Here is a 23,159-nt window from a genome sequence, read left to right on the forward strand (position 1 = left end):
TGCCCTCCTAGCGCGCGGCGACCACGGTGCCGCGGCATTCGCCGAAGCCAATCGAGGCATGGCCTTCGCGACTGCAACGCGCACGCAGGATGATTTCGTCGCCGTCTTCGAGGAACTTGCGCACCTCGCCGGAGGGCAATTGGATCGGTTTTTTGCCACCTTCGGTCATCTCCAGCAGGCTGCCAAATTGCCCGGCCTGCGGTCCCGACAAGGTGCCCGAACCAAACAGGTCACCGGCCTGCAACTGACAGCCGTTGACGCTGTGGTGCGCAACCAACTGCGCCACGGTCCAGTACATATGCAGGCTGTTGCTCAGGGCCAGGCGGTGGGCCGGCAGGTTCTGCTCGCGCATCGACGCGGTGGTGAGCAGCACTTCCAGTTCGATATCGAGGGCCCCGCCCGCCTGGTCGCGCTGATCCAGCAGGTACGGCAGCGGTTGCGGATCGCCTTCGGGACGCGCCGGTTGCGCCTTGCGGAACGGCGCCAGCGCTTCGGCCGTCACCACCCAGGGCGAGATCGTGGTGATAAAGCTTTTCGACAGGAACGGCCCCAACGGCTGGTATTCCCAGGCCTGGATATCCCGCGCCGACCAATCATTGAGCAGGCAGAAACCGGCGATGTGCTCGGCCGCATCGCCAATTGCAATCGAGTCGCCCATGGCATTGCCCTGGCCGATCCAGATGCCCAGTTCCAACTCATAGTCCAGGCGTGCGCAGGGGCCGAAGCTGGGTTCGGTCTGCCCGGCCGGCAGGGTCTGGCCTTTGGGACGACGGACTTCGGCGCCCGAGGTGCGAATGGTCGAGGCGCGTCCGTGATAACCAATCGGCACGTACTTGTAGTTCGGCAGCAGCGGGTTATCCGGGCGGAATAGCTTGCCGACGTTCTGCGCATGCTCGATGCCGACGTAGAAGTCGGTGTAGTCGTGGATCTTGGCTGGCAGGTGCATCTGGCAATCAGCGGCGCGATGCAACACCTGCGCTTCACGGGTTTGCAGTTTGCTGCCCTCCGCGAGCAGTTCCAGCAGCCGTTCGCGCAACGCCACGCGCGGGCCTCGGCCGAGTTCGAAAAAGGCGTTCAGCTGGCCGCCGGCGGTGGCTTCAACTGCACGCAGGGCTTCACCGGCGAACTCGTCCACGGCCGCGTGCAGGTCGAGGATCGCGTCGCCGATCGCCACACCACTGCGCGGTGCCGAGCCGTTGATACTGAACACGCCCAGCGGCAGGTTCTGCAGGGGAAAATCGCGATGACCGTTGGCGGAGGCTACCCAGCTGCGGGTGAGGGTTGGTTGCGTCATGGGTTATCTCCGATTCGGGTTGAAGGTGGCAGGCAACGAGGCCCAGCACGCGTCGTAGGAAGGTTGCAGCTGCGGGCATTGCAGCGCGAATTGCGTGGGCCGCAGTACTTGGCTGGTCTCGAACATGAAGGCCATGGTGTTGTCGATCTTGTGCGGCGCCAGGTCCACATTGATGGCCTTGGTGCAGGTCTCACCGTCCGGGCCGTGGGCACTCATGCAGCTGTGCAGCGAGGCGCCGCCGGGCAGGAAACCTTCGGCCTTGGCATCGTAGGCGCCCTGGATCAGGCCCATGTATTCGTTCATCAGGTTGCGGTGGAACCACGGCGGACGGAAGGTGTTCTCGGCCACCATCCAGCGCGGCGGGAAGATCACGAAGTCGAGGTTGGCCAGCCCGTGGGTGCTGGTGGGCGAGGTCAATACGGTGAAGATCGACGGGTCCGGGTGATCGAAACTCACCGTGCCGATGGTGTTGAAACGGCGCAGGTCGTACTTGTACGGCACGTTGTTGCCGTGCCAGGCCACCACGTTCAGCGGCGAGTGGTCGAGCTCGCAGGCCCACAGTTCACCGAGGAATTTCTGCACCAGCGTGGTCGGCTGCTTCCGGTCTTCGTAGTGGGCGACGGGGCTGAGGAAGTCGCGTGGGTTGGCCAGGCCGTTGCTGCCGATGGGCCCCAGGTCCGGCAGGCGCAGCGGTGCGCCGTGGTTTTCGGCGACGTAGCCGCGCGCTTGCGCATCCAGCAGTTCGACGCGGAATTTAAGGCCGCGCGGCAGCACCACGATTTCCAGCGGCTCGACGTCCAGCACACCGAGTTCGGTGGCGATGCGCAGGCGCCCCTGCTCGGGAACGAGCAACAACTCGCCATCGGCGTTGAAGAACACGCGGTCCATCGAGCGGTTGGCGCGGTAGTGGTAGATGCTGATACCTGAAGGCTTTTCCGAGCCGGCGTTGGCGACCATGCCGACCAGCCCGTCGATAAAGTCCGTCGGCTCACTCGGACTATCCAACGGGTTCCAGCGCAGGCGATTGGGCGTCACCGCGCCCAGTGGTCCACCGGCCAATTGCCGCTCCAGCTTGGCGAACGCCGGGTGATTGGCCGACGGCTGGATGCGATACAGCCAGGTGCGGCGGGCTTCGCTGCGCGCCATGGTGAAGGCAGTGCCGGAGAAGAGTTCGGTGTACAGCCCGTAGGGCGCTTTTTGCGGGGAGTTCTGGCCGACCGGCAATGCGCCGGGCAGGGCTTCGCTGGCGAATTCATTGCCGAAGCCCGAGAGGTATTCGAGGTTCATGGATCATCCTCTGACGGAAGTTGTTTTTATCGTAATCCAGTTACGCATAACGTAATTTGATCACTGTCGACCGTCAAGCTATAAAGACGCCCATTCATCTCTCGGATTCTCGCCCCTCCATGGAAAAGCCCCGCGACACCGGTAAACAGAAAGTCCGCTCGGCCGAAGTGGGCACCGATATCCTCAAGGCCCTGGCCGAATTGTCGCCGGCCACCTCGCTGTCACGCCTGGCCGATCATGTGCAAATGCCGGCGAGCAAGGTGCACCGTTACCTGCAGGCGCTGATCGCCTCGGGGTTTGCCGAACAGAACACCGCCACCAACCACTACGGTCTCGGCCGCGAGGCGCTGCGTGTCGGCCTGGCCGCGCTGGGCAGCATGGATGTGCTGAAAGTCGGCGCGATGCCGCTGGCGGAACTGCGCGATGAATTGAATGAAACCTGCTTTTTGGCGGTGTGGGGCAATCAAGGCGCGACCGTCGTGCACATCGAGCCGGCGGTGCGCGCCATCACTGTGGTGACGCAGTTGGGGTCGGTGTTGCCGTTGCTCAGTTCGTCGACCGGGCTGGTATTCAGCGCCTTCCTGCCTTCGCGGGAAACCGTGGAGTTGCGTGAGCGTGAGGTCCAGGCCGGCATCGCCCATGCCCTCGCGGACGATCAGGCCTATGCGCGCACCTGCGAGCAGATCCGCCAGCGCGGCCTGCACTTTGTGCACGGCCTGCTGATGCCGGGGGTGGATGCGTTGTCGGCGCCGGTGTTCAACGCGGTCGGGCAAGTGGCGGCGGTGATGACCGTGGTCGGCCCCACCTCACTGTTTCACGCCGATGAAGATGGCCCGGCGGCCCAGCACTTGCTGGCCGCCACTCGGGCCGTGAGTTGGCGCATGGGCTATCAGCCCTGAGTCAACTCACTCGTGCCATTGGCTCAAGGCCAGCGCCACGCGGTTTTCCACAGCGCGAATAGGCGCGGCGTCACTCACGTAGTTATTGCTGATCATCGAGAACACCAGGCGCCGCCCCTTGGCGTCGGTGATGTAGCCACTCAGCGATGACACGCCGGCCATCGAGCCGGTCTTGGCGTGCAGGTTGTTTTCGGCAGCGCTGCCACGCAGGCGATAACGCAGGCTGCCACCGGTCATGCGGTCGGCATTCCCGGCAATCGGCAAGGCGTTGTACCAGGCCTCGAACCACGGCTGTCTGGACGTGGCCAGCAGCAGGTCGGTGAGGGTCTGCGACGACACCAGGTTGCGTCGCGACAAGCCCGAGCCGTCCACCTGGCTCAGCGTTGCCGGGTCCAGCCCCTGGCGCTGCAGAAAGCCCGCCACCGCCGCCACGCCCGCCGCTGCCGTGCCGGCATTGGCGGTCTTGCGGCCCATGGCCTTGAGCAAGGCTTCGGACATGTTGTTGTTCGAGAGTTTGAGCAACGGCGTGATCAGGTCCTGCAGCGGTGCCGATTGATGCTCCGCCAGCACAGTGGCCGTCGCAGGGCTGCTCGCACCGATCACACGCCGCCCCAGCACCTGGATGCCCTGCTGCGCCAGCGCCTGTTCGAACAGATTGGCCACCAGTTGCGTCGGCTCCCACACACTCACCCACTGCCGGCTCTGCTTACCCGGCGCCAACGCGCCGCTGAGTTGCAGCAGGTTGGTGCCGTGCTGGCGAGTGATCGCGTAGCTGTTGCCCGCTCCGCTCACCGCACGATTACTGAGTTGCACATAATCGGTGGCCGGGCTCACCACGACACTCACCGGTTGCCCGACTGCCACCGGCGCGCGGGCGGTAACGAGCAAAGTACCCGCATCAAAATCGCTGTTGGGCGACACCGTCAGCGCCGAAATCTGTGCGCCGTAGTAGGTGCTTTCGTCATCCTGGGCCCAGTCCACGCCGAGGCGCTCGGCGTCGAACCAGGTGTCGTCGAACACCAAATCGCCCTGCACCTGGCGCACGCCCTGGCTCGCCAGTTGGGCGGCCAGGGCCTGGTAGTCGGCGAACTGCGTGGTCGGGTCGCCCAGGCCACGCAGGTACAGGTTGCCGCTGAGGCGCTCGCCTTGGCGGGTGCCGTTGCTCAAGAGCTGGGTGGAAAAGCGGTACTGCGGGCCGAGCACATCCATCGCCGCCGCAGTGGTCAGCAGCTTGAGGTTGGAGGCCGGGATCAACCGCGTGCGCGGGTTGTGCTGATAGAGGGTGGTGCCACTGCGGGCGTCGCGCACCATCACTGAGACGGTGGCGCCGTTGAGGGCCGGGTCGGCCAGCAGGTGGTCCAGGGTCGCTGGGGTGGAGGTCGGCGAAACACTCGCGCAACCTCCCAGTAAAAAGCTCAAGCCGACCCACAGCGTGCCAGTGTGTAACCATCGTCCAAAGTGCATCAGTATCGTGTTCCGCAAAGCGTCAGGTGGCGGCAACGCTAACAGCTCAAGGTGTTTGTGGCGAGCGGGCTTGCCCCCGCGTTGGGCGGCGAAGCGGACCCAATAAAGCCACTGCGTTTTTTTCGGGGGTATCGCGGTGCCTGGATTTGGGGCTGCTGCGCAGCCCAACGCGGGACAAGCCCGCTCACCACAGGAAGCATGTCGGCCCCAAAAAAGGCTTGCTTGTCACAGGCAGCATGCTGGCCCCCAAAAAGCTTGCTTGTCACAGGCAGCATGCTGGCCCCCAAAAAGCTTGCTTGTACAGGAAGCATGCTGGCCCCAAAAAGCTTGCTTGTCACAGGAAGCATGCTGGCCCCCAAAAGGCTTGCTTGTCCCAGGAAGCACACTGGCCCCCAAAAAGCTTGCTTGTAACAGGAAGCACACTGGCCCCCAAAAAGCTTGCTTGTCACAGGCAGCATGCTGGCCCAAAAAGCTTGCTTGTCACAGGAAGCACACTGGCCCCCAAAAAGCTTGCTTGTCACAGGAAGCATGCTGGCCCCCAAAAACCTTGCTTGTCACAGGAAGCATGCTGGCCCCCAAAAACCTTGCTTGTCACAGGCAGCATGCCGGCCCCGGAAAGTTTGCTTGCCACAGGCAGCCCGCTCTCCACAACGGTGGATCTTTAGAACTCCAGCGTGCTCGAGACCGATACCTGTCGCGCATCGCCAAGGGATACAAACACCCGGCTGGCCGCCGAGGTGTAGTAGGTGCGGTCGAACAGGTTCTTCACGTTGAGCTGGAACTTGACCTTCTGCCCTTCGATCTTGGTGTCGTAGGTGGCGAACGCGTCCGCCACGGTGTAGCCGGGCAAGGTGAAATCGTTGGCGGCGTCGCCTGCGCGGGCGCCGACATACCGTGCGCCGGTGCCGACGCGCAGTTGGTCACCGCCAAAAACGTTGCCGAAGTCATAGGCCAGCGCCAGCGAGCCGGTGTGCTTGGCCACGTTCTGCAGGCGGTTGCCTTCCAGGGTCGGGTCTTTGTCTTTCACGTCTTCGGCGTCGGTGTAGGCATAGCTGCCGATCACGCTCCATTGGTCGGTCAACTGGCCAGTGGCGTCCAGTTCCAGGCCACGCGAGCGCACCTGGCCGGCGATGCTGTAGATGGTGTTCGCGCCCGAACCCACCGACACCAACACGTTACGCTTGTCGATGTTGAACAACGCCGCGCTGGCAGTGATGCGTCCGGGGATGTCGAGCTTGGCGCCCAGCTCCCAGGATTTGGACTGCTCCGGCGTCAGGTCACCGGTCAGTTTGCTGCCATCGGCCAAAGGGGCAATGGTGGAGTTGGGCTTGAAGGATTCGGTGTAGCTGCCGTAGAACGACAGTTCATCGGTGTAGCGGTACACCAGGCCGGCACGTGGCACCCAGGCCTGGCCATTGCCGTTGGTGTTGACGCTGAATGGCACGCCCTTGCCCGCGTACTGGTCGTACATCTGGTAGCGCGCACCCGCGACGAAGATCCACTGGTCGGTCAGGTGAACGGAGTCCTGGAAGAACAGCGAGTCGCTGCGCAGCAGGTCGGTCTGCGCACTGTCCTTGGCGCTGACGGCGGTGCCTTCCACATCCCTGCCGTAGACCGGATTGACGTAGCTGAAGACGCTGCGCTGCGCCTGGCGAATCAGGTCGGCGCGGTAGATCTTGCGGTACTCGTCGTCCAGGCCGAACACCAGGTCGTGCTGCATGCCGCCCAGGTTGACCTTGCCTTCCAGGCTCGCCGTGGCGAAGCGGTCGGTGGTCAGGGCGCCGCGGGTGCCGTCCATGCTGCGCGTCAGGGTGCCGTTGGCGTTGACGGACACCGTGCGCACCTGGCTGGCGTCATAGGTTTCACGGTTCCAGCTGTAGCCGAAGTGGGCTTTCCAGTCGTCATTGAGTTCGTGATCGACTTCAAAACGGTACAGGTCGGAACGGCCTTCCATGTTGTTGAACGGCTCGTCCAGGCGACGGGTCGACGGGATATCCAACGGGTGGTTGGTCTTGGGGTCGATGGCGGTGCCCCGGTCAAATGGCGAGAGAAACTCGCGATGCTCGTAGGCGAATACCACTTGGGTGGTGTCGCCATACCAGGCCAGCGACGGCGCCACCAACGATTCGCGGCGGGTGCCGAAGTTGCGCCAGTAATCCTCGTCTTCATGGTCGACGATCAGGCGGTAGGCAAGGCCCGAATCGCCAATCGGCCCGGTGGTGTCGAGGTTGCCGCCGCTGCCGTTCTTGCCGTCGCCAAAGGTCGAGCCGCGTACGGTCAGCGACGTGGCCTGGGTCAATTGCGGCTTCTTGCTGACGATATTGACCACGCCGCCCGGGTCCTGGATGCCGTACAGCAGCGAGGACGGGCCCTTGAGCACTTCGACGCGTTCGGCCGTGGAGTTCAGCGCTCGGCCCTGCACCACCGGCATGCCGTCCTGCATGATCGAGCCGTTACGGTTGTCGCCAAAGCCGCGCAGCATCACCGCGTCCTGGGTGCTGGCCAACGTGTTGGCCTGGGTGATGCCGCTGATATTGGCGAGGGCATCATCCAGGTTGCGCGGGGTCTGGTCACGCAGCACCTGGGCCGGCACCACGTTGACGGTTTGCGGGGTTTCCAGCAGCAGGCCGTGGGAGCGCATCACCGAACTGGTGGGCGGCGGCTGGTAGCTGGTGCTGTCCTGGGACGGGTTCTGGCCAACGCCACTGATGGTGGTGGCCCCGAGGTTGACCGCACCGTCGGTGGGCAGCGGTTCCAGGGCCAGCGTGCGAGCGTCGATCTGGCGGAAGGTGAAGCCCGAGTTGCCCAGCAGGCGTTGCAGGGCCTGGGTTGCGCTCATTTGCCCGCTGACCGCCGGGGCGCTGAGGCCGTAAGGCGCTTCATCGGTGTAGATCACGCTGATCCCGGTAACCCGGCTGAAATCGCTCAGGGCCTGGGGCAGCGGTTTGGCGGCCAGGGCAAAATTGAACTGGGCGCTTTGCTGTTCCTGGGCCTGCGCCACGCACAGGGGCAGCAACGCCAGCCCCGACACCGCCAATACCGAGGCTCCCAGCCACTGTTTAACCAAACCGCCCGCCGTCGACTTCATGCTGTGAGAACCCGTGTAGAAAACGCTGTTAATGCGAATAGATCGCAGTTTCAAGCACTACACGGATGGGCTGACGATTTACCTCACCTGATTTTGAAAATAATTCAAAAAAAACCGCTGGCCCTGTGCAGGAATGCGCCTACAACGCCTGAATACGGAACCCCAAGCGTGGGAAATGCACGTGCACGGTGCCGGCGCGTTCATCAATGCGGCGCAGGATCAGTTCCTCGCGGCCCGCGAACAGCAGTTCACCCGCGACCGGGTCAGTGCCGTAGTCAGTGGCGCAAATACTCACTTGCTGACCAGGCTTGAAGCCGTTCAGGTCCTCGAAGATCTCGTCAGGCAACACCGCAGGCGTCGCGTTGCGCGCCACGTCCAGGGCTTGCTCGGCGCTCATTTGGGTCGCCGTGCCATGGCCGAAGCTCAGCACCCGGTCCAGCCACGCAGCGACAGCGGGATAAGCGTCCACCAGAGGCGCGGTCACCGAAGACCCCTTGAGGAACCACAACGGATGCGCCAGCGCAAAGTCGGCAATCGACGGCTCGCCGAACAGGAAATCCCCCGACTGATGCTGCAATTGCTGATCAATGCGCGCGACGATCACCGGCCATTGGTGCTTGGCCTGGTCCAGCTGCACACGGGCGGCCGTGCCGCCGCTGAACAATTTGCTGCGGTCGGCCACCAGCACCTGGATCATTTCCGGCGGCACTTTGGCAAATTTGACCGCAAGGGATTCTGGCTGGAACACCAGCGCCACCGCGTGCGAAAACACCAACGAATCGGCCCAGGCGGCAAAGGCTTGGGTGACCAGTTCCTGGCCTTGGGGGAACAGCGCCGGCGCGGCTTTTTCCTGCTCCAGGCGGCGGGCGATCAGGGCAGTGTCGCAGTAGATATCGGCGCCGACTTGCAGCACCGGCGTCTTGCGATAGCCACCGGTGAGGGCCGTCAGGTCAGGCTTGGGCATCACCGGTGAGATATGCACCGAGCGCCAGGACAAGCCCTTGAAACCCAGCAACAGGCGGGCTTTTTCAGCAAAGGGAGATTGCGGGTAGTGGTGAAGGATCAACTCAGACATGCCAGGCTCCGCTCGATAGGTGAGCCGCTAGCTTAGCCTGCAACCACGCGCGTGGGGATCATGGGAACCCATCAGTCAAATCAATGAGCCGCTCGCCGCCAGGCATTCCTTGGCGCTTTTTTTCAGTTTTTTGATCAAGCGTTCCTGGCGCAGAGCCTCGCCCTTGCTCGCACATTGCTCGGTGTACACCAAAGCCACTGCCGGGCTCGACAGGAAGAAACGCGCGCCCTTGCCGCTCTGGTGCGAGGCAAAACGGCGCACCGGGTCATTGCTGATGCCGCAGTACAGCGCGCCGTTGGCGGCGCGCACCAGGTAGACGAACCAGGGTTTGGGGGCAGGAAGATCAGTCACAGGTCGAGTCGGCAATCCAGAGGTGCGCCAAGCTTATCAACGACTGGCCTGAAATGCCTTCAGGCCTTTGAGCGCCTGGGCGCGCACGGCGTTTTTCAGCGCTGGCGACCAGCCCAGCAGCAGGCCCTTGAGGCCCAGGGCCTGGCGCGACCAGCGCCACAGGTCGAAGTGGTCGTGGTGCTCGCAGATCTTGCCCTCGCGAAACACAAAGCGTGCGCCGATATCGTTGACCACCGTGTTGCCGGTGGCGCTGAACAGGTAGGTAGCCACCCAATGCGCACTGCCGCTGGTCTCATCGCTGCGCACATGGTCGAAAGTCAGGGAAAAATCCTTGGCCCGGGTGGTGAGCATGCGCCACATGTCGCCGGCATCACGGCCGCGCAGTTCACCGAAGGCCGGGTCGCTGAACAGCACGTCCTCGGTGTAGCAGGCCGCCATGGCCTCGGCATCCAGCCGCTGGAAGGCGCTGTAGAACTCGGTGATCAGGGCGTTGTGTGCATCGCTCATGGGCAGGTTCCAAACCAGGGTTGTAAGCCGATCAAGATAGTCTGCGCCTGGGCAAAACTCTATCGGCATTTACGCCGGGAATGGCCCGCCCCCCGCTACGGCACCATGCCGCAACTGCGCGCATAGGCGAACAGGTCGACGTCGGTGGAAATGCACAACCGGCTCATGGCGGTACTTTTCTGTTTGCTGATCGTCGAAATGCTGCGATTGACCCGCGCGGCAATCTGCGTGACGGTCATGCCGCTGGCGAGCATCCTCACCACTTCACGTTCCTTGCTGGACAACTGCGGCTGTTGCAGTTGGTCGCCGGTGCCGGCCTCCAACAGTTGCGCCTTCAGGCACTCACTGGCAAACGTCTCGCCCTGGATCACCGTCCTGATCGCGATCGGCAACTCCCTGGCTGACGCGCTCTTGGCGACAATCGCGCGCGCACCGTGGGCAAACGAAGCCCGCAGCGTTGCGACGTTGGCAAACATGGTCACCAGGATCACCGGCAAAGTCGGATACTGGCGTCGCAACAGGCCGAGCAATCCGTAACCGTCGGCCTGCTGGCCGCCCGGCATGGCGAAGTCCGTCACCAGCACATCGCAGGCCACCGTGCTCAACAACTTGAGCAACTCATCGGGCCCATCGGCTTCGCCGACCACTTTGCACCGGCCGCCCGCTTCAATCACCACCCGTTGCCCGATACGCACAATCGGATGGTCGTCGGCAATAATTACACGAAGCATAAATACCCACGAATGATGGCAATTGGAATTTTGGCAAAATACCTCTGTGCGCGAGCCTCAACAACCACTCGGCGCGCGGTGTTTTTAACCGCGCCCAGTAATTGATAGCCGACAACCTTATACCTACAAAATAAACAGAAATTACCTACATACAAGGCCTTCAGCACAACCGAAAAACCTCCTACAAAGTTCTCTATTCCGAGGGTTCATAGTCGACTCAAGTAAGCGATATAGACCCGCAGGTTGCGCTGGAACGCTTGCAACTGCAGCGCATTCGCCGCCACCCCAAAGGCCTGTACCCGCGCGATCAGGTGCTCGCTGCCACGCTCCAGGTCGACCCCGCCGACAAACGCCAGGCTGCCCACCAACCGGTGCAGGCGCTCCACTACCAAAGGGGCATTGGCGCTGATCCGCGCCTGATCCAGCAAGGCATCGTCCTTGCGAGCTTCATTCATCAGGCTGACCAGCACCCGGCTTACCATTTCATCACTGCCGAAAATCTCGACCAGGCGGGCACGGGTTGGCCACGTGATGCCCTGCGAGTTGTCCGGCGGCTCTGCCACCCACGGTGGCGAGGGTGAAGGTGCCAACTTCAGGACAGGTACTTGATCGGAAAATACCCTTGTCACCAGGGTCACCTCATTGTGCTTACCGTGATTGTCCAGCCCATGAGTTCATCAACACCCCAAGGCTCTCACACGACTGTTTACAAGCGACCATGAATAGCCTTTTAGAGATAAAAATGACGATACAACAACTACGAAAAATTCAACTTTCTTACATAACAAGCACATAAGTTCTCACGTTCTCATGCCCAAATACTTGTTACTTCGATTGTCGTAATAGTTGTATTTCCCCGACCCCAGAGCCCGGCTAAATTGCCGCCACCCCGCAAAGAGGGAACGGGCTCGCGGTCATCGGCGATCCCATCCAAATACAACCTGCCGCCTTGCTCGCCGCCTGCCCAGACAGGCCGGTCGACGCTGCGCGCGCTTTATATCAGCCAGCCCTGTAGTGGAACGTATTGAAATGAGCAAGTCCCTGACGCTGTCGAGCATCGCCCTTTTACTCGCCTGTACTACACCCGCTTTTGCCGCCAGCAACGTCGACCTGACCGTCAAAGGCCTGATCACCCCGAATGCCTGCACACCGACGCTCTCGGGCGGCGGTATGGTGGATCACGGAAAAATAGCTTCCAAGGACCTGGTCCAGAACAATCCGACGTCATTGCCCCGAGTGACCCTGCAGTTGAGCATCACTTGCGATGCAAGCATCCCCTTCGCCATCAAACCCATCGATAACCGCAGCGGCACCTCGACCGGCAGCAGTGATTTCGGCCTCGGCCTGATCAATGGCAACAAGCGACTGGGCCGGTTCTACCTGACCCCCTTGAACATGCTCGCCGACGGTGTGAGTGCCCAGCCGATTGCCTCCGTCGATGGCGGTCGCACCTGGTACAGCGAGCGCAACTGGGAACTGCAAACCCTGTGGGGCGCCGGGGCAGTGGACGACGCAACCACACTGCTGCCGATCAAGAGCCTGGTGCTGGACCTGGAAGTCGGCGCCAGCATCGCCCGTGCAGACCAGTTCGATTTCAGTGACGAGGCGCCCATCGACGGCTCCGCAACCCTGGAAGTGATGTACCTGTAACCCCAACCCCGTCCACACGGAAGGTTCCAACCATGCACGTTCCCCCTGCAATCCCATTGGCAGTGTTGTTGCTCGCGGCCTCGCCATGGGCACTGGCCGCCAGCTCCACCGACCTCGCCGTCAAAGGCACCATTACCCCCAGCGCCTGTGCGCCGCTGATCTCCGGCGGTGGCACGATCGACTTCGGAAAAATGGCCGCCAAGGATCTCGAGGCCGAGCAGTACACCTCGCTGCCCCACCAAACCATGCAGTTGAGTGTGCGCTGTGAGGCGCCGACCTTCTTCACCCTGAGCACCATCGACAACCGCGCCGGTTCCTCGGCCAACCACGCCAACTGGCATGGCCTGGGCATGACATCGGACGGTGAAAAAGTCGGCGGCGCCGCCTTCCATCTATATGCCCCAGTGGCGGACGGCGTCGCTGCACGCGCCATTACGTCTGTCGATGGCGGCGTTACATGGCTGCCCACCAGCATGCTCACCCACACCATGCTGACGGCAATCGCCAGGGGCAACCAACTGGTGCCGATTGCGGTGCAGGACTTCGATGCCGAAATCCGCCTGTACACCCACATCGCCCCCGCCAACGGCCTGACCCTGACCGACGAAGTCCCCGTCGACGGGCACGCGACGGTCCAGGTCAACTACCTGTAATGCCTCACACAGACTCAATCGAAAGGAATTCGACTCTCATGAAGCCCCTGTTTACCGCCCTCGCCACCAGCCTGATGCTGCTCGGCTCCGCTGCCACTTACGCCGCGTCCACCGTCGACCTGACCGTCAAGGGCCTGATCGTACCGAGTGCCTGCACCCCCGTCCTGTCCAGCGGTGGGGTGATCGACCACGGCAAGATTTCCGCCAAGGACCTGCGCACGGACAACCCGACGCACATCGGGACGCACACCCTGACCATGGCCGTGAGCTGCGACAGCGCAATCCTCTTTGCACTGCATTCGGTCGACAACCGGGCCGGCTCGTCGATTACTCCCAGCAACTACGGCCTGGGCCTGATCAACGGCACCCAGAAGCTCGGCTGGTTTTATCTGACACTCGACAACCCGGTTGCCGACGGTACTGCGGTGCAGTCGATTGCATCCTTCAACGGCCAGGATAATTGGTACCGCGAAAAATTCTGGGATCCAGGCCTGTACATGTCGGTGGCCAGCATGGATGACGCCACTCAACCGGTGCCGGTCAAGGATTTGTCGCTGGAGTTGATGGTTGAAACCTCCATCGCACGCACCGACGGCCTGGACCTGAGCAACGAGGTGACCCTCGACGGTTCGGCCACCCTGGAAGTGAAGTACCTGTAACCCCTGGGCGCCCATGCCTGGCAACACCTCGCAGGCATGGGCGTTGTTGTTGTACCGCCCGTATTCAACTCGACCCGTGGCGCCCACCGATGAACACGCACTCTCGCTTCCTGGCTGTATTGCTCTGGTTGACGACCGCTCCTGCGGCCTTCGCCGCCTCCTTTGTCGACCTCACCGTGACCGGCCGGGTGACGCCGGACGCCTGCCACGTCACGCTATCGGACGATGGTACGGTCGACCACGGGAAAATCCCCTCGCACACCTTGAACCCGAGCGAATTCACCGTGCTGCCCACTCGGTTGCTGGAGCTGAGCGTGCAGTGCAGCAGGCCCATGCTGTTTGCCCTGGTGGGGCTCGACAACCGCGCCGAGTCGTCACTCGACCCCGGGGCTTTCTACGGCCTGGGCAGGAACCTGCATGCGCCGGCCGAGCGCCTGGGGTCGGTGGCCTTGTCTTACCGCAACCCGATGGGCGACGCCCAGGCCATGCAGGCCCTGGCGTCCAGTGACAACGGCGAAACCTGGTCGCCGCAAGCCACTGCCAGTCCCAGAGCCTATGTGGGATTTGCGCCGCCGGGTGATCGCCAACCCGACTTCATCGGCCAGCTCAGCACCCAGTTGCGCATCGACACCTCCATCAACTTCGCCCAGTACCTGACCCTGAATCAGGAGGTGCCGCTCGACGGCGCCATCGTGCTGGATCTGCGCTACCTCTGACCTCTTCATGTTGCCCCAATGGAAAACCCCGTCATGCTGACGACATCATTCAAACCCACTACCGGCCTGCTTGCCCTGACCCTGTTGTTTGGCGCAGGTGCGCAGGCCGACGGGATGATCCCCGACACTTCGGTGGTCATCGTCTACGAAGCCGAAGGCGAGGCGGCCGTGTCGGTCACCAACACCGACAGCCAACTCGCCCTGCTGCACGTCACCCTGGAAGACATTCCCGAAGACAAAGAGCCGCTGCTGGTGGTCACCCCGCCGTTGTCGCGGGTGGAAGCCTCCAAATCGCAACTGGTACGGTTCATCCTGCAAAGCCATCAACCGCTGCTGACCCAACGGCTCAAGCGCGCGATCTTCGAGGGCATGCCCCAGGGCCGCCCCGCGACCGAAGCCGGGCACGCCCGGGTGGGTGTGACGGTGCGCCAGAACCTGCCGGTGATCATTCATCCCAAAGGCCTGGCGCTGAATCGCACCCCCTGGACCCACCTGACCTGGTCACAGCACGGCAGCACCTTGCAGGTGCGCAACGACAGCCCGTACGTGGTGCGCCTGGCCCAGGAGTTGCGGCTGCTGCCCGGTGACGGCAAGGCCATGCTGCCGCGCACCTACGTGTTGCCGGGAGAAACCCTGAGCGTGCCTGCCACGGGCGGCCCGGCGAGCAAAGTCCGGCTGCAACCGGCCACTGTGTACGGCTTTGCCGTGGCTGCCTACGAAGCCCCCCTCACCTGACCAACACTTCAGGCGCCCGACGCCTGCATAACGAAGTGGCGGCTCGAAGACCGTCACCAGGGCGCGCAGACGCCCATCATTTGAGTGCCTTTCGTGAAAACAGTATTGAGCTACCGTGACGGCGATGCCGTGCCCGACATACCCGCCCGCAGCGCCTTCCCGGCGCTGCTGCTGGCGTGTGCCCTGCTGCCCGCTGAAGCCTGGGCCGAAACGCGTGCCGGCTTCGATGCGACCACCCTGCACCAACGCGGCATCGACCCGCAGTTGGCCAGCCTGCTGCTGGACGCTCCACGTTTTGCGGCTGGCCGGCATGCGGTGAGCCTGCGCGTCAACGGCCAGCCCCGTGGGCGTGTCGAGGTGGGTTTCGATCAACAGGGCCGATTGTGCTTTGACCAGGCCGTGCTGGACGCCGCCAACCTGATAGTGCCCGGCGACAATGGCCCCTGCCATGACCTGCTCGCGCAGTACCCACAAAGCCTGGTGGAGCCGGACCCGGCCAACCTCAGCGTGTCGCTGGTAGTCCCGACCGAAGCCTTGCGGCCACTGCAACAGGACGTCTCGGGCTATCAGACGGGGGGCGTTGCCGGCCTGTTCAATTACGACCTGACGGGGTTCTATAACCGCTTCGGCGACAACGACAGCCGGTTTGGCTCGGCCAATACCGAGGTTGGCTTCAACGCCGGCGACTGGATCGTGCGCAGCCGCCAGGTGCAGACCTGGCAGGACGGTCGGTCGCGCAGCACCCATCTCGAGGCGTATGCCCAGCGTACCTTTGCCAGCCAACAGGCAGTGCTGCAGGCCGGGCAGATCAACCTCTATAACCCGGTGTTGGCCGGTGCGCAGATCACCGGGGTGCAGGTCCTGACCGAACAGGCGCTTCAAGAACAAGGCCAGGGCGCAACCATCGAGGGTATCGCCAACAGTCCGGCCCAGGTCGAGGTGCGGCAGAACGGCGCGTTGATTCACTCCACCGTAGTCCCGGCCGGGCCGTTTTCCCTGACCGATGTGCGGCGCCTGAATGCTCGCTCGGACGTTGAAGTCACGGTCAAGGAAAGCAGCGGCGGCGAGCGCCGCTTCACCGTACCCGCCGCCATGCTCGGCCTGGGTTTGCCAGCGCCGGGGTACTCGGTGGCAGCGGGCCGTGTGCGCAATATCGGCGATGCCCAGGGTGACGATCCGTGGGTGGCCAGCGCTGGCTGGACCGGCGCCGTCCACCCGCAACTGTCCCTGGGCAGCGGCGTGCTGGCGTCCAGCGAATACCGGGCGGCGGGCGTGAGCCTGGGCTGGCTGCCATGGCTGGACAGTCAGGTGCAACTGGCCACCCAGGTCGCCGATACCCAGGCACGGCACAACGTGCGTGGGGTACAGACCGACCTGGCATGGTCCCAGCGCCTGAATGATCAATGGTCATTCAGCGTGGCCAACTCGTGGCGCACGCCCGGCTACCGCGAACTGGAAGAAGCCACCTACGAACCAGAAACCACCCAGCAACGGCGCTCGCGTTATCGCGATCAACAAAGCGCCAACGTCGGTTGGTCGCACCCGTGGCTGGGGGCGTTCAGTGCCGGGGTGTCGCGCTCCAGCAGCTTTGATGGCGACAGCAGCAGCCGAGGCCTGGTGTCGTGGGGCACCAGCGTCGGCGGCGTGTCGTTGTCGGCGAGCGCCGAATGGCAGATGGGCGGGCGCCAGCAACAGGACAACGCGGTGTATCTGAATGCCAGCCTGCCCCTGGGCGAAAGCCGCCGCGTGCGCGCCTGGGTGCGCAATTCCGGAGGCGAACACCGCACCGGCCTGGGGCTGAACGAACAGATCGATGATCAATTGAGCTATCGCGTCAGCGCCGAACACGACACCCGCGACCAGCAGGTGGAAACCACTCTCGGCGTCTCGGCCCTGCCCCGCTACAGCCAACTCGACGTCAGCTACAGCCGCTCCGATGCCGAGCGCTCGAGTTATCAAGGCAGTGCCCGCGGTGGCGTGGTGGTGCACGGCGATGGCGTGACCTTCTCGCCCTACCCGGTACGCGACACCTTCGCCGTGGTCTCGGTGGGCGATACGGCCGGGGTCAAGCTGAGCACCCCCAGCGGCCCGGTATGGACCGACTGGCAGGGCCAGGCAGTGGTGCCCCAGGTCAGCGCCTATGGCCGCAGCCCGGTGGAGGTGCAGACCCGCTCACTGCCGCGCAATGCCGATATCAATAACGGCCTGGCAATGATCTCGGCCGGGCGCGGCGCGGTGGACCGGGTCGACTTCGGCGTGACCCTGACCCGTCGCGTGTTGCTCACCGCGCGCACCGAACAGGGCGCGCTGCTGCCCCGAGGTGCCTCCGTCAGCACCGCGGGCGGCGAGTTCGTGACCCTGGTGCAGGACGGCGGCCAGGTGTTCCTGCCCAATGTGCTGGAGCACACCGGTTTGTGGGTCAGCGGGCCAGGAATGACGCGCTGTCGGCTGCAGTTCGAGTTGCCGGCCAAGGGCGATCCCCAGGTGTATTTCGAAAACGCGCCAGCGCGCTGCAACCCTTCATGAGGACGATCACCATGCTTTTTTTTCGCGCCCTGCGCCGGCTGACGGCGGTCGTGCTGACCGTCGGCTTCGCCGGCCACGCCATGGCCAATGACAACTGCCAGTTGAACATCAGCGAAGCGGTGCTGGACCTCGGCCTGATGAGTCGCCTGGCGCAAAACGACAGCGACCCTCAACGCCTGCTTGGCGAGCGTCGCCTGAGCTTGAACCTTACCTGCCCGCAACCGGCGGACATGAGTGTGTTTTATCGGGCCCTGGCGGCGAACGCACACCGCCTGCAGTTTACCGAACATGGCACCTACGCCCTGCAGATCAGCGACGGCGTGCTGGACGGCCAGGCGGTTGAGCTGGGCTTGCTGCCGGCTGCCGGGCAGCCGCCGGCGGTCGTCGGCACGGCATTGAACTGGCGTCCCGGCCATGGTGTGGCGCCGGTGCAAGGCGCCAGCGTGGTGCAGGGCAAGCACTTCGCCGTGCAACTGAGCCTCAGCGCCTGGGCCGACATTGCCGCCACCCGTGTGCGCGAGGCAACCACCTGGGAAGCGTCCGGCACGTTCGATGCCTTGCAGAGCGGCCGCTCCCGGGCACTGACCCTGCGCGCCCACTTCGCGCCCACCGCGTGTACACCCCAACTGTCCAATGGCGGATTGGTGGATTACGGCACGCTGCTGGCGAAGGACTTGAATGCCAGCAATGAAACCCCGCTGCCGACCCGCACCTTGCAGCTCTCGGTGAGTTGCGACGCCGCCACACCCTTCGCGCTGAAGATGCATGACAACCGCAACGGCTCGGCCACCGGCGGGATCGACGAAACCGCCTACGGCCTGGACCTGGACAACAGCCAGAACAAGATTGGGCGCTTCTACCTCAACATCGATCCGGCCGAATTCACCGCCGACGCACTCGGCTCCCTGTATCGCACGGACTCCACCAGTGGCGGCGCAGCCTGGAGCAGTTCGAGTGCGCGGCAGATCCCCATGGCCGCCAACAGCCTGATGGGGTTTACCGACAGTGTCGGCAGCACCCGTGGCCCGGTGCCGATCCAGCAACTGGCCGGCACCGTGCGCATCAAGGCCTACCTGGCCCCGACCCAGTCACTGGACCTGCGCAGCGTGGTCTACATCAACGGTTCGGGCACCCTTGAAATCATCTACCTCTGACCTATGGAGTTCGCCTCATGAAGACCTGTTCCCTTGCCCTTTGCGCGCTGGTTTTGCTGGGCGGCGCCCCACACACGCTGGCGGCCTCCAGCGTCGACCTGAGTGTCAATGGCGTGATCACCCCCACCGCCTGCACGCCGTTGCTGTCGAGCAACGGGGTGATCGACTACGGCAAGATTTCCCAGCAGGACCTCAACGTCGACAAGGGCACGCGCCTGCCGGTCAAACAGTTGCACGTCAGCATCGGCTGCAACGCGGCGAGCCGTTTTGCCCTGCGCATGCGCGACAACCGTGACGGCACGGCCACCGTCAACAGTGAGATTTACTATGGGCTGGGGCTGGACAACAGTGGTAATCGCATCGGCCTGTATTCGATGAATTTCGACCCTCGCCAGACGCAGGTGGACAGCACTGCAATCGCCTATGGCACCGAATCCACCACCGGCGGCGTGGCGTGGCGCAGCGCCAACCTCAACCCGATCGACATCGGCGCCAACAGTTACCTGGGCTTCACCGATACCCAAGGCAGCACCGCCGGCCCCTCGGCGATCCAGGCGTTGACCAGCACCGTCAAGATCGAAGCGGTGATCAATGCCAGGCAAAACCTGGACCTGAGCAGCGACACCTTGCTCGATGGCTCGGCCACCCTCGAAGTGGTGTACCTCTAGACTTTTTCGCTGCTGACCTGCACATACAGCGCACGCCCGGCACCCAGCCCGGCGATGATCGCGCCCACGCCAATCACCGCGAAAATCCAGCCGATGGCCGACCAGCCGCCCGTCCAGTCATGCACCAGGCCCACCGCGAACGGGCCCACGGACGCCAGGGTGTAGCCGATGCCCTGGGCCATGCTCGACAGGTTGGCCGCCACGTGGGAGTCGCGCGAACGCAGCACGATCAGGGTCAACGCCAGGCTGAAAGTGCCGCCCTGGCCGAGCCCGAGCAGAATCGCCCAGCCCCACAGACCATCGAGTGGCGCATACAGGCAGCCGAACAGGCCACCGAGGGTCAACAGCATCACCACCACAATCGCCAGGCGCTGGTCTTTGCCACGGGTGGCGAGCCAGGGCGCGGCGAGGGAGCTGACCAATTGCACGATGATCGAGCCGGACAGCGCCAGGCCGGCTTCGGTCGCGCTCAGGCCACGGCCGATCAGGATCGACGGCAGCCAGCCGAACACGATGTACGCCAGGGACGATTGCAGGCCCATGTACAAGGTCACCTGCCAGGCCAGCGGATCACGCAGCAGCCCTCTCACGCGATAAGCCACCTGGTGCGCGCCGTGCTTCTGGCCGACCTGTGGCAGCCAGAACAATGCGGCCACCAGCGCCGGCAGAATCCAGAACCCCAGGCCGATGGTCCAGCGGTCGCCGAAGTAATGACTCAAGGGCACCGTGGAACCCGCCGCCAGCGCCGCGCCCAGGCACAGCGCCATGGTGTACACGCCGGTCATGGCGCCGGCCTGCCTGGCGAAATCACGCTTGACGATGCCGGGCAGCAATACGCCGATGATGCCGATGCTTGCGCCGGCAATCAGGCTGCCGGCGAACAGCCCGACTTCACCGAATGAACTGCGCAGGATGATGCCCGCAGCCAGGGTCAGCAGAATCCCCAGCACCACTCGCTCGGCGCCGAAACGGCGGGCCAGGATCGGCGCCGTGGGCGCAAACAGACCCAGGCACAACACCGGCAATGTGGTCAGCAGACCGGCCTTGGCCGCCGACAACCCGAGGCTGCTGGACACGTCGGCGAGCAGCGGCGACATGCTCGACAGCGCCGGGCGCAGGTTCAGGGCCACCAGGATCAGGCCGAGCAGCAACAGCCACGGGCGGCTCACCGCGGGCGCGCTGGTTTGCACCACTTCGTCGTCGGCTTCGGCGTCGATCAACAGCTCTTCGAGTTCACGGGTAGGTCGGGTTTCAAGGTTCATTGATCAACTGCCGGCAGAGGGATTTGGCGCGTTCCGGGTCCTGGTGTTCGACGGCGTCGAGCAGGGCGATGTGCAGGTCGAACACCGCCTGGCGACGCGGCGAGATGTTCAGGGTCTGGCGCAACTGCGCACCGACGATGGCGGAAAAGTACTGATACAGCTCACTCAACGCCGGGTTGTGCGCGGCGTCGACCAGGCGCTTGTGAAACACCAGGTCGGCGCTGATGTAGGCCTCCAGGTCGCCGTGGTACAGCACAGCGCTTTGTTGCAGGGCCTCACGCAAACCGTGCAGATCGTCCTCGGTCCGGCGCAGCGCGGCCAGGCCGATCGCCTCCACTTCGAGAATCTGCCGGGTTTCCTGCGCCTGCTCCAGGGTGCAATGCGACAACGCGCGCATCGCGCCCAGCGGGTCGGTCATCGAGCGCAGGTAACTGCCGTCGCCCTGGCGGATCTCGATCAATCCTGAAAACGCCAGCACGCGCATGGCCTCGCGCACGGTATTGCGGCTGATCCCCAGCTCGGCCGACAACTCCGGCTCGGTAGGCAGGCGCTCGCCAATGGCCCAGGTGCCTTGGGTAATGCGCTGGCGCAACTGTTCCAAGGCCTGGTCGACCAGCGAGCGTTTGATCAGCGGAGCGATGTCTGTCATGGGTTTTGCACTTTCGTCCAATCATAGGATGAATTTTCCCACAGCCTATTCGGACTTGCCTACAAAGGCAACGCACTAGGGTTCTGAGGCAGGTAAAGGAGCAGTATTTTCGATTAGTAAAATTACCCTCAGAGGGTAATTATGGAACTCAGGTGTCTTATGGAAAAGTACACACCTCATTACGATCTGGCCTTGATAAAAGCTGAAGTCATCAGGTTGGGTTGTCGAGCCTTCACCGCCAGTGCACGGGAGAGCGCCAGGCAAATGGAATTAAACCTCAGCCAGATGCAGCACGCAGTCTGTGCCCTTGAGCAGCGAATGTTATACAAATCAATGACGACCTATGCAGACCATCGAGTGTGGCAGGACGCCTATCTGATCAAGGCTCATGCTACGCAGATTTATATCAAAGTGACTTGCCGCCCTGGCGGTGGGGCTCCCGTAATCTCCTTCAAGGAGAAAATCCTATGAACACCCAACACTGCGTGAGCTGCGGAACGCATGACGCAATGCAGCACTTCAAAGGCCGCACCTTTACGCTCAACACACGCGGCATGATCCGGAATATCCCCGATATCGCGGGCTGGGAATGCCAGGTGTGCAAGGAAATCGAATTCGATGACAACGACGACAGCGCACAGCGCTATTCCGACGCCAGTGACCAGCTGTTGATGGATGCCAGAAAAATCATCGCTGCCGAGATGAAGCGAATCCGCCACAAATTGCACCTGACACAGAAGGACGCGGTGAGGCTCTTGACCGTCCGCGGGCACAACGCATTTTCCCGTTATGAGAAAGCTGAAATTTTTCCACCCGAGCCGCTGCTTATTCTTATGCGTCTGCTCGATAAGCACCCGCACCTGCTGGCCGAGATTCAGGCGCTCAATGGCGCAGATGACCTCAACCGCCTGCTTATTGCCAAAGATGAGCAACAACTGGCCACTCAAGCGTCTGCGTAAAAACAGCAGGCAAAAATAAACCCGGCACCAGGCCGGGTTTATCCTTTCACACTTCGATCAATGCAGAATCTGGCTCAAGAACAACTTGGTCCGGTCATTCTGCGGGTTGTCGAAGAAGTCGTTCGGCGCTGCCTGCTCGACGATTTCGCCTTTGTCCATGAAGATCACACGGTTGGCCACGGTGCGCGCAAAGCCCATCTCGTGGGTCACGCACAACATGGTCATGCCGTCTTCGGCCAGGCCGATCATGGTGTCCAGCACCTCTTTGACCATTTCCGGATCGAGGGCCGAGGTCGGTTCGTCGAACAGCATGATTTTCGGCTTCATGCACAAGGCACGGGCGATGGCCACGCGCTGTTGCTGGCCGCCGGACAGTTGCCCCGGGAACTTGTGCGCCTGCTCCGGAATACGCACGCGCTCCAGGTAGTGCATGGCAATTTCCTCGGCCTTGCGCTTGGGCATCTTGCGCACCCACATCGGCGCCAGCGTGCAGTTCTGCAGGATGGTCAGGTGCGGGAACAGGTTGAAGTGCTGGAACACCATGCCGACTTCGCGGCGGATCGCTTCGATCTGCTTGAGGTCGTTGGTCAGCTCCACGCCATCGACCACGATGCGGCCCTGCTGGTGTTCTTCCAGGCGGTTGAGGCAACGGATGGTGGTGGACTTGCCCGAACCCGACGGGCCACACAGCACGATACGCTCGCCCTGCTTGACGTTGAGGTTGATGTCTTTCAACACGTGGAATTGGCCGTACCACTTGTTGACGCCCTGCATCTGGATAATGCCTTCAGGGCTCACAGGCTGTTTGATCGCTTCGCTCATAACAACAACT

23 protein-coding genes are annotated in these 23,159 nt (G+C 63.0%); 11 read left to right on the top strand and 12 right to left on the bottom strand.

Going from position 1 to position 23,159, the window contains the following annotated elements:
- Nucleotides 1-7 precede the first annotated feature (7 nt).
- On the bottom strand, nt 8-1,294 hold the full coding sequence (gene fahA, locus C9990_RS26065) for a fumarylacetoacetase (RefSeq protein ID WP_106805083.1): 1,287 nt from the start codon (nt 1,292-1,294) through the stop codon (nt 8-10).
- A 3-nt stretch (nt 1,295-1,297) separates the two neighbouring features.
- Nucleotides 1,298-2,581, bottom strand: a complete 1,284-nt coding sequence (gene hmgA, locus C9990_RS26070; RefSeq protein ID WP_106805084.1) for a homogentisate 1,2-dioxygenase — start codon at nt 2,579-2,581, stop codon at nt 1,298-1,300.
- Nucleotides 2,582-2,700: 119 nt separating this feature from the next.
- Here hmgA and C9990_RS26075 point away from each other — a divergent pair, with 119 nt between their 5' ends.
- On the top strand, nt 2,701-3,480 hold the full coding sequence (locus tag C9990_RS26075; RefSeq protein WP_106805085.1) for an IclR family transcriptional regulator: 780 nt from the start codon (nt 2,701-2,703) through the stop codon (nt 3,478-3,480).
- A gap of 6 nt (nt 3,481-3,486) precedes the next feature.
- Here the strand turns inward: C9990_RS26075 and dacB are convergent, their stop codons facing one another.
- The 7 genes from dacB to C9990_RS26110 all read right to left on the bottom strand — a co-directional run bounded on the left by dacB (nt 3,487) and on the right by C9990_RS26110 (nt 11,286).
- A complete protein-coding gene (gene dacB, locus C9990_RS26080; RefSeq protein ID WP_106805086.1) occupies nt 3,487-4,944 on the bottom strand; it encodes a D-alanyl-D-alanine carboxypeptidase/D-alanyl-D-alanine-endopeptidase in 1,458 nt (485 codons plus the stop codon).
- Between the two features lie 661 nt (nt 4,945-5,605).
- Entirely contained in the window at nt 5,606-8,032 is a 2,427-nt protein-coding gene (locus C9990_RS26085; protein ID WP_106805087.1) for a TonB-dependent receptor, read from the bottom strand.
- Nucleotides 8,033-8,171: 139 nt separating this feature from the next.
- Nucleotides 8,172-9,107 carry a glutathione S-transferase family protein gene (locus tag C9990_RS26090; RefSeq protein ID WP_065906986.1) on the bottom strand — a complete coding sequence of 312 codons (936 nt, stop codon included), beginning with the start codon at nt 9,105-9,107 and terminating at the stop codon, nt 8,172-8,174.
- 75 nt (nt 9,108-9,182) lie between these two features.
- Nucleotides 9,183-9,458, bottom strand: a complete 276-nt coding sequence (locus tag C9990_RS26095; protein WP_065906988.1) for a GIY-YIG nuclease family protein — start codon at nt 9,456-9,458, stop codon at nt 9,183-9,185.
- A gap of 36 nt (nt 9,459-9,494) precedes the next feature.
- The gene (locus tag C9990_RS26100; RefSeq protein ID WP_065906989.1) at nt 9,495-9,965 is read right to left on the bottom strand and encodes a nuclear transport factor 2 family protein; all 471 of its coding nucleotides are present in this window, start codon (nt 9,963-9,965) and stop codon (nt 9,495-9,497) included.
- 95 nt (nt 9,966-10,060) lie between these two features.
- The gene (locus C9990_RS26105) at nt 10,061-10,696 is read right to left on the bottom strand and encodes a response regulator transcription factor (protein ID WP_065906994.1); all 636 of its coding nucleotides are present in this window, start codon (nt 10,694-10,696) and stop codon (nt 10,061-10,063) included.
- Between the two features lie 206 nt (nt 10,697-10,902).
- Entirely contained in the window at nt 10,903-11,286 is a 384-nt protein-coding gene (locus C9990_RS26110; protein ID WP_177410356.1) for a hypothetical protein, read from the bottom strand.
- Between the two features lie 439 nt (nt 11,287-11,725).
- Here C9990_RS26110 and C9990_RS26115 point away from each other — a divergent pair, with 439 nt between their 5' ends.
- From C9990_RS26115 to C9990_RS26150, 8 genes are all read left to right on the top strand, one after another.
- Nucleotides 11,726-12,346, top strand: a complete 621-nt coding sequence (locus tag C9990_RS26115; protein WP_065906998.1) for a DUF1120 domain-containing protein — start codon at nt 11,726-11,728, stop codon at nt 12,344-12,346.
- Between the two features lie 32 nt (nt 12,347-12,378).
- Entirely contained in the window at nt 12,379-12,999 is a 621-nt protein-coding gene (locus tag C9990_RS26120) for a DUF1120 domain-containing protein (protein WP_065907000.1), read from the top strand.
- A gap of 38 nt (nt 13,000-13,037) precedes the next feature.
- Nucleotides 13,038-13,658, top strand: coding sequence for a DUF1120 domain-containing protein (locus tag C9990_RS26125; protein WP_106805088.1), 621 nt, complete (start codon nt 13,038-13,040; stop codon nt 13,656-13,658).
- Nucleotides 13,659-13,747: 89 nt separating this feature from the next.
- On the top strand, nt 13,748-14,374 hold the full coding sequence (locus C9990_RS26130) for a DUF1120 domain-containing protein (RefSeq protein ID WP_106805089.1): 627 nt from the start codon (nt 13,748-13,750) through the stop codon (nt 14,372-14,374).
- Between the two features lie 33 nt (nt 14,375-14,407).
- Nucleotides 14,408-15,109, top strand: coding sequence for a fimbria/pilus chaperone family protein (locus C9990_RS26135; protein ID WP_106805090.1), 702 nt, complete (start codon nt 14,408-14,410; stop codon nt 15,107-15,109).
- A 105-nt stretch (nt 15,110-15,214) separates the two neighbouring features.
- Nucleotides 15,215-17,635 carry a fimbria/pilus outer membrane usher protein gene (locus C9990_RS26140; protein ID WP_106805091.1) on the top strand — a complete coding sequence of 807 codons (2,421 nt, stop codon included), beginning with the start codon at nt 15,215-15,217 and terminating at the stop codon, nt 17,633-17,635.
- Between the two features lie 11 nt (nt 17,636-17,646).
- Entirely contained in the window at nt 17,647-18,789 is a 1,143-nt protein-coding gene (locus C9990_RS26145; RefSeq protein ID WP_106805092.1) for a DUF1120 domain-containing protein, read from the top strand.
- A gap of 17 nt (nt 18,790-18,806) precedes the next feature.
- The gene (locus C9990_RS26150) at nt 18,807-19,457 is read left to right on the top strand and encodes a DUF1120 domain-containing protein (protein ID WP_106805093.1); all 651 of its coding nucleotides are present in this window, start codon (nt 18,807-18,809) and stop codon (nt 19,455-19,457) included.
- On the opposite strand, the gene C9990_RS26155 is transcribed toward C9990_RS26150, so the two are convergent.
- Complete coding sequence (locus C9990_RS26155) at nt 19,454-20,719, bottom strand: CynX/NimT family MFS transporter (protein WP_106805094.1); 1,266 nt, start codon at nt 20,717-20,719, stop codon at nt 19,454-19,456. The genes C9990_RS26150 and C9990_RS26155 overlap by 4 nt on opposite strands.
- Nucleotides 20,709-21,368 carry a FadR/GntR family transcriptional regulator gene (locus tag C9990_RS26160; RefSeq protein ID WP_106805095.1) on the bottom strand — a complete coding sequence of 220 codons (660 nt, stop codon included), beginning with the start codon at nt 21,366-21,368 and terminating at the stop codon, nt 20,709-20,711. The genes C9990_RS26155 and C9990_RS26160 overlap by 11 nt, the downstream gene beginning before the upstream one ends.
- A 159-nt stretch (nt 21,369-21,527) precedes the next feature.
- On the opposite strand from C9990_RS26160, the gene C9990_RS26165 reads away from it, so the two are divergent.
- Together C9990_RS26165 and C9990_RS26170 are read left to right on the top strand one after the other, a co-directional pair.
- Nucleotides 21,528-21,839, top strand: a complete 312-nt coding sequence (locus C9990_RS26165) for a type II toxin-antitoxin system MqsR family toxin (protein ID WP_106805096.1) — start codon at nt 21,528-21,530, stop codon at nt 21,837-21,839.
- The gene (locus C9990_RS26170; protein ID WP_106805097.1) at nt 21,836-22,327 is read left to right on the top strand and encodes a type II toxin-antitoxin system MqsA family antitoxin; all 492 of its coding nucleotides are present in this window, start codon (nt 21,836-21,838) and stop codon (nt 22,325-22,327) included. Before C9990_RS26165 ends, C9990_RS26170 begins: the two co-directional genes overlap by 4 nt.
- Before the next feature lie 57 nt (nt 22,328-22,384).
- On the opposite strand, the gene C9990_RS26175 is transcribed toward C9990_RS26170, so the two are convergent.
- A complete protein-coding gene (locus tag C9990_RS26175; protein WP_003171943.1) occupies nt 22,385-23,149 on the bottom strand; it encodes an amino acid ABC transporter ATP-binding protein in 765 nt (254 codons plus the stop codon).
- Nucleotides 23,150-23,159: the final 10 nt, after the last annotated feature.

Origin of the sequence: Pseudomonas sp. S5D5 (genome assembly GCF_003013355.1) — a bacterium.
GTDB lineage: Bacteria > Pseudomonadota > Gammaproteobacteria > Pseudomonadales > Pseudomonadaceae > Aquipseudomonas > Aquipseudomonas aylmerensis.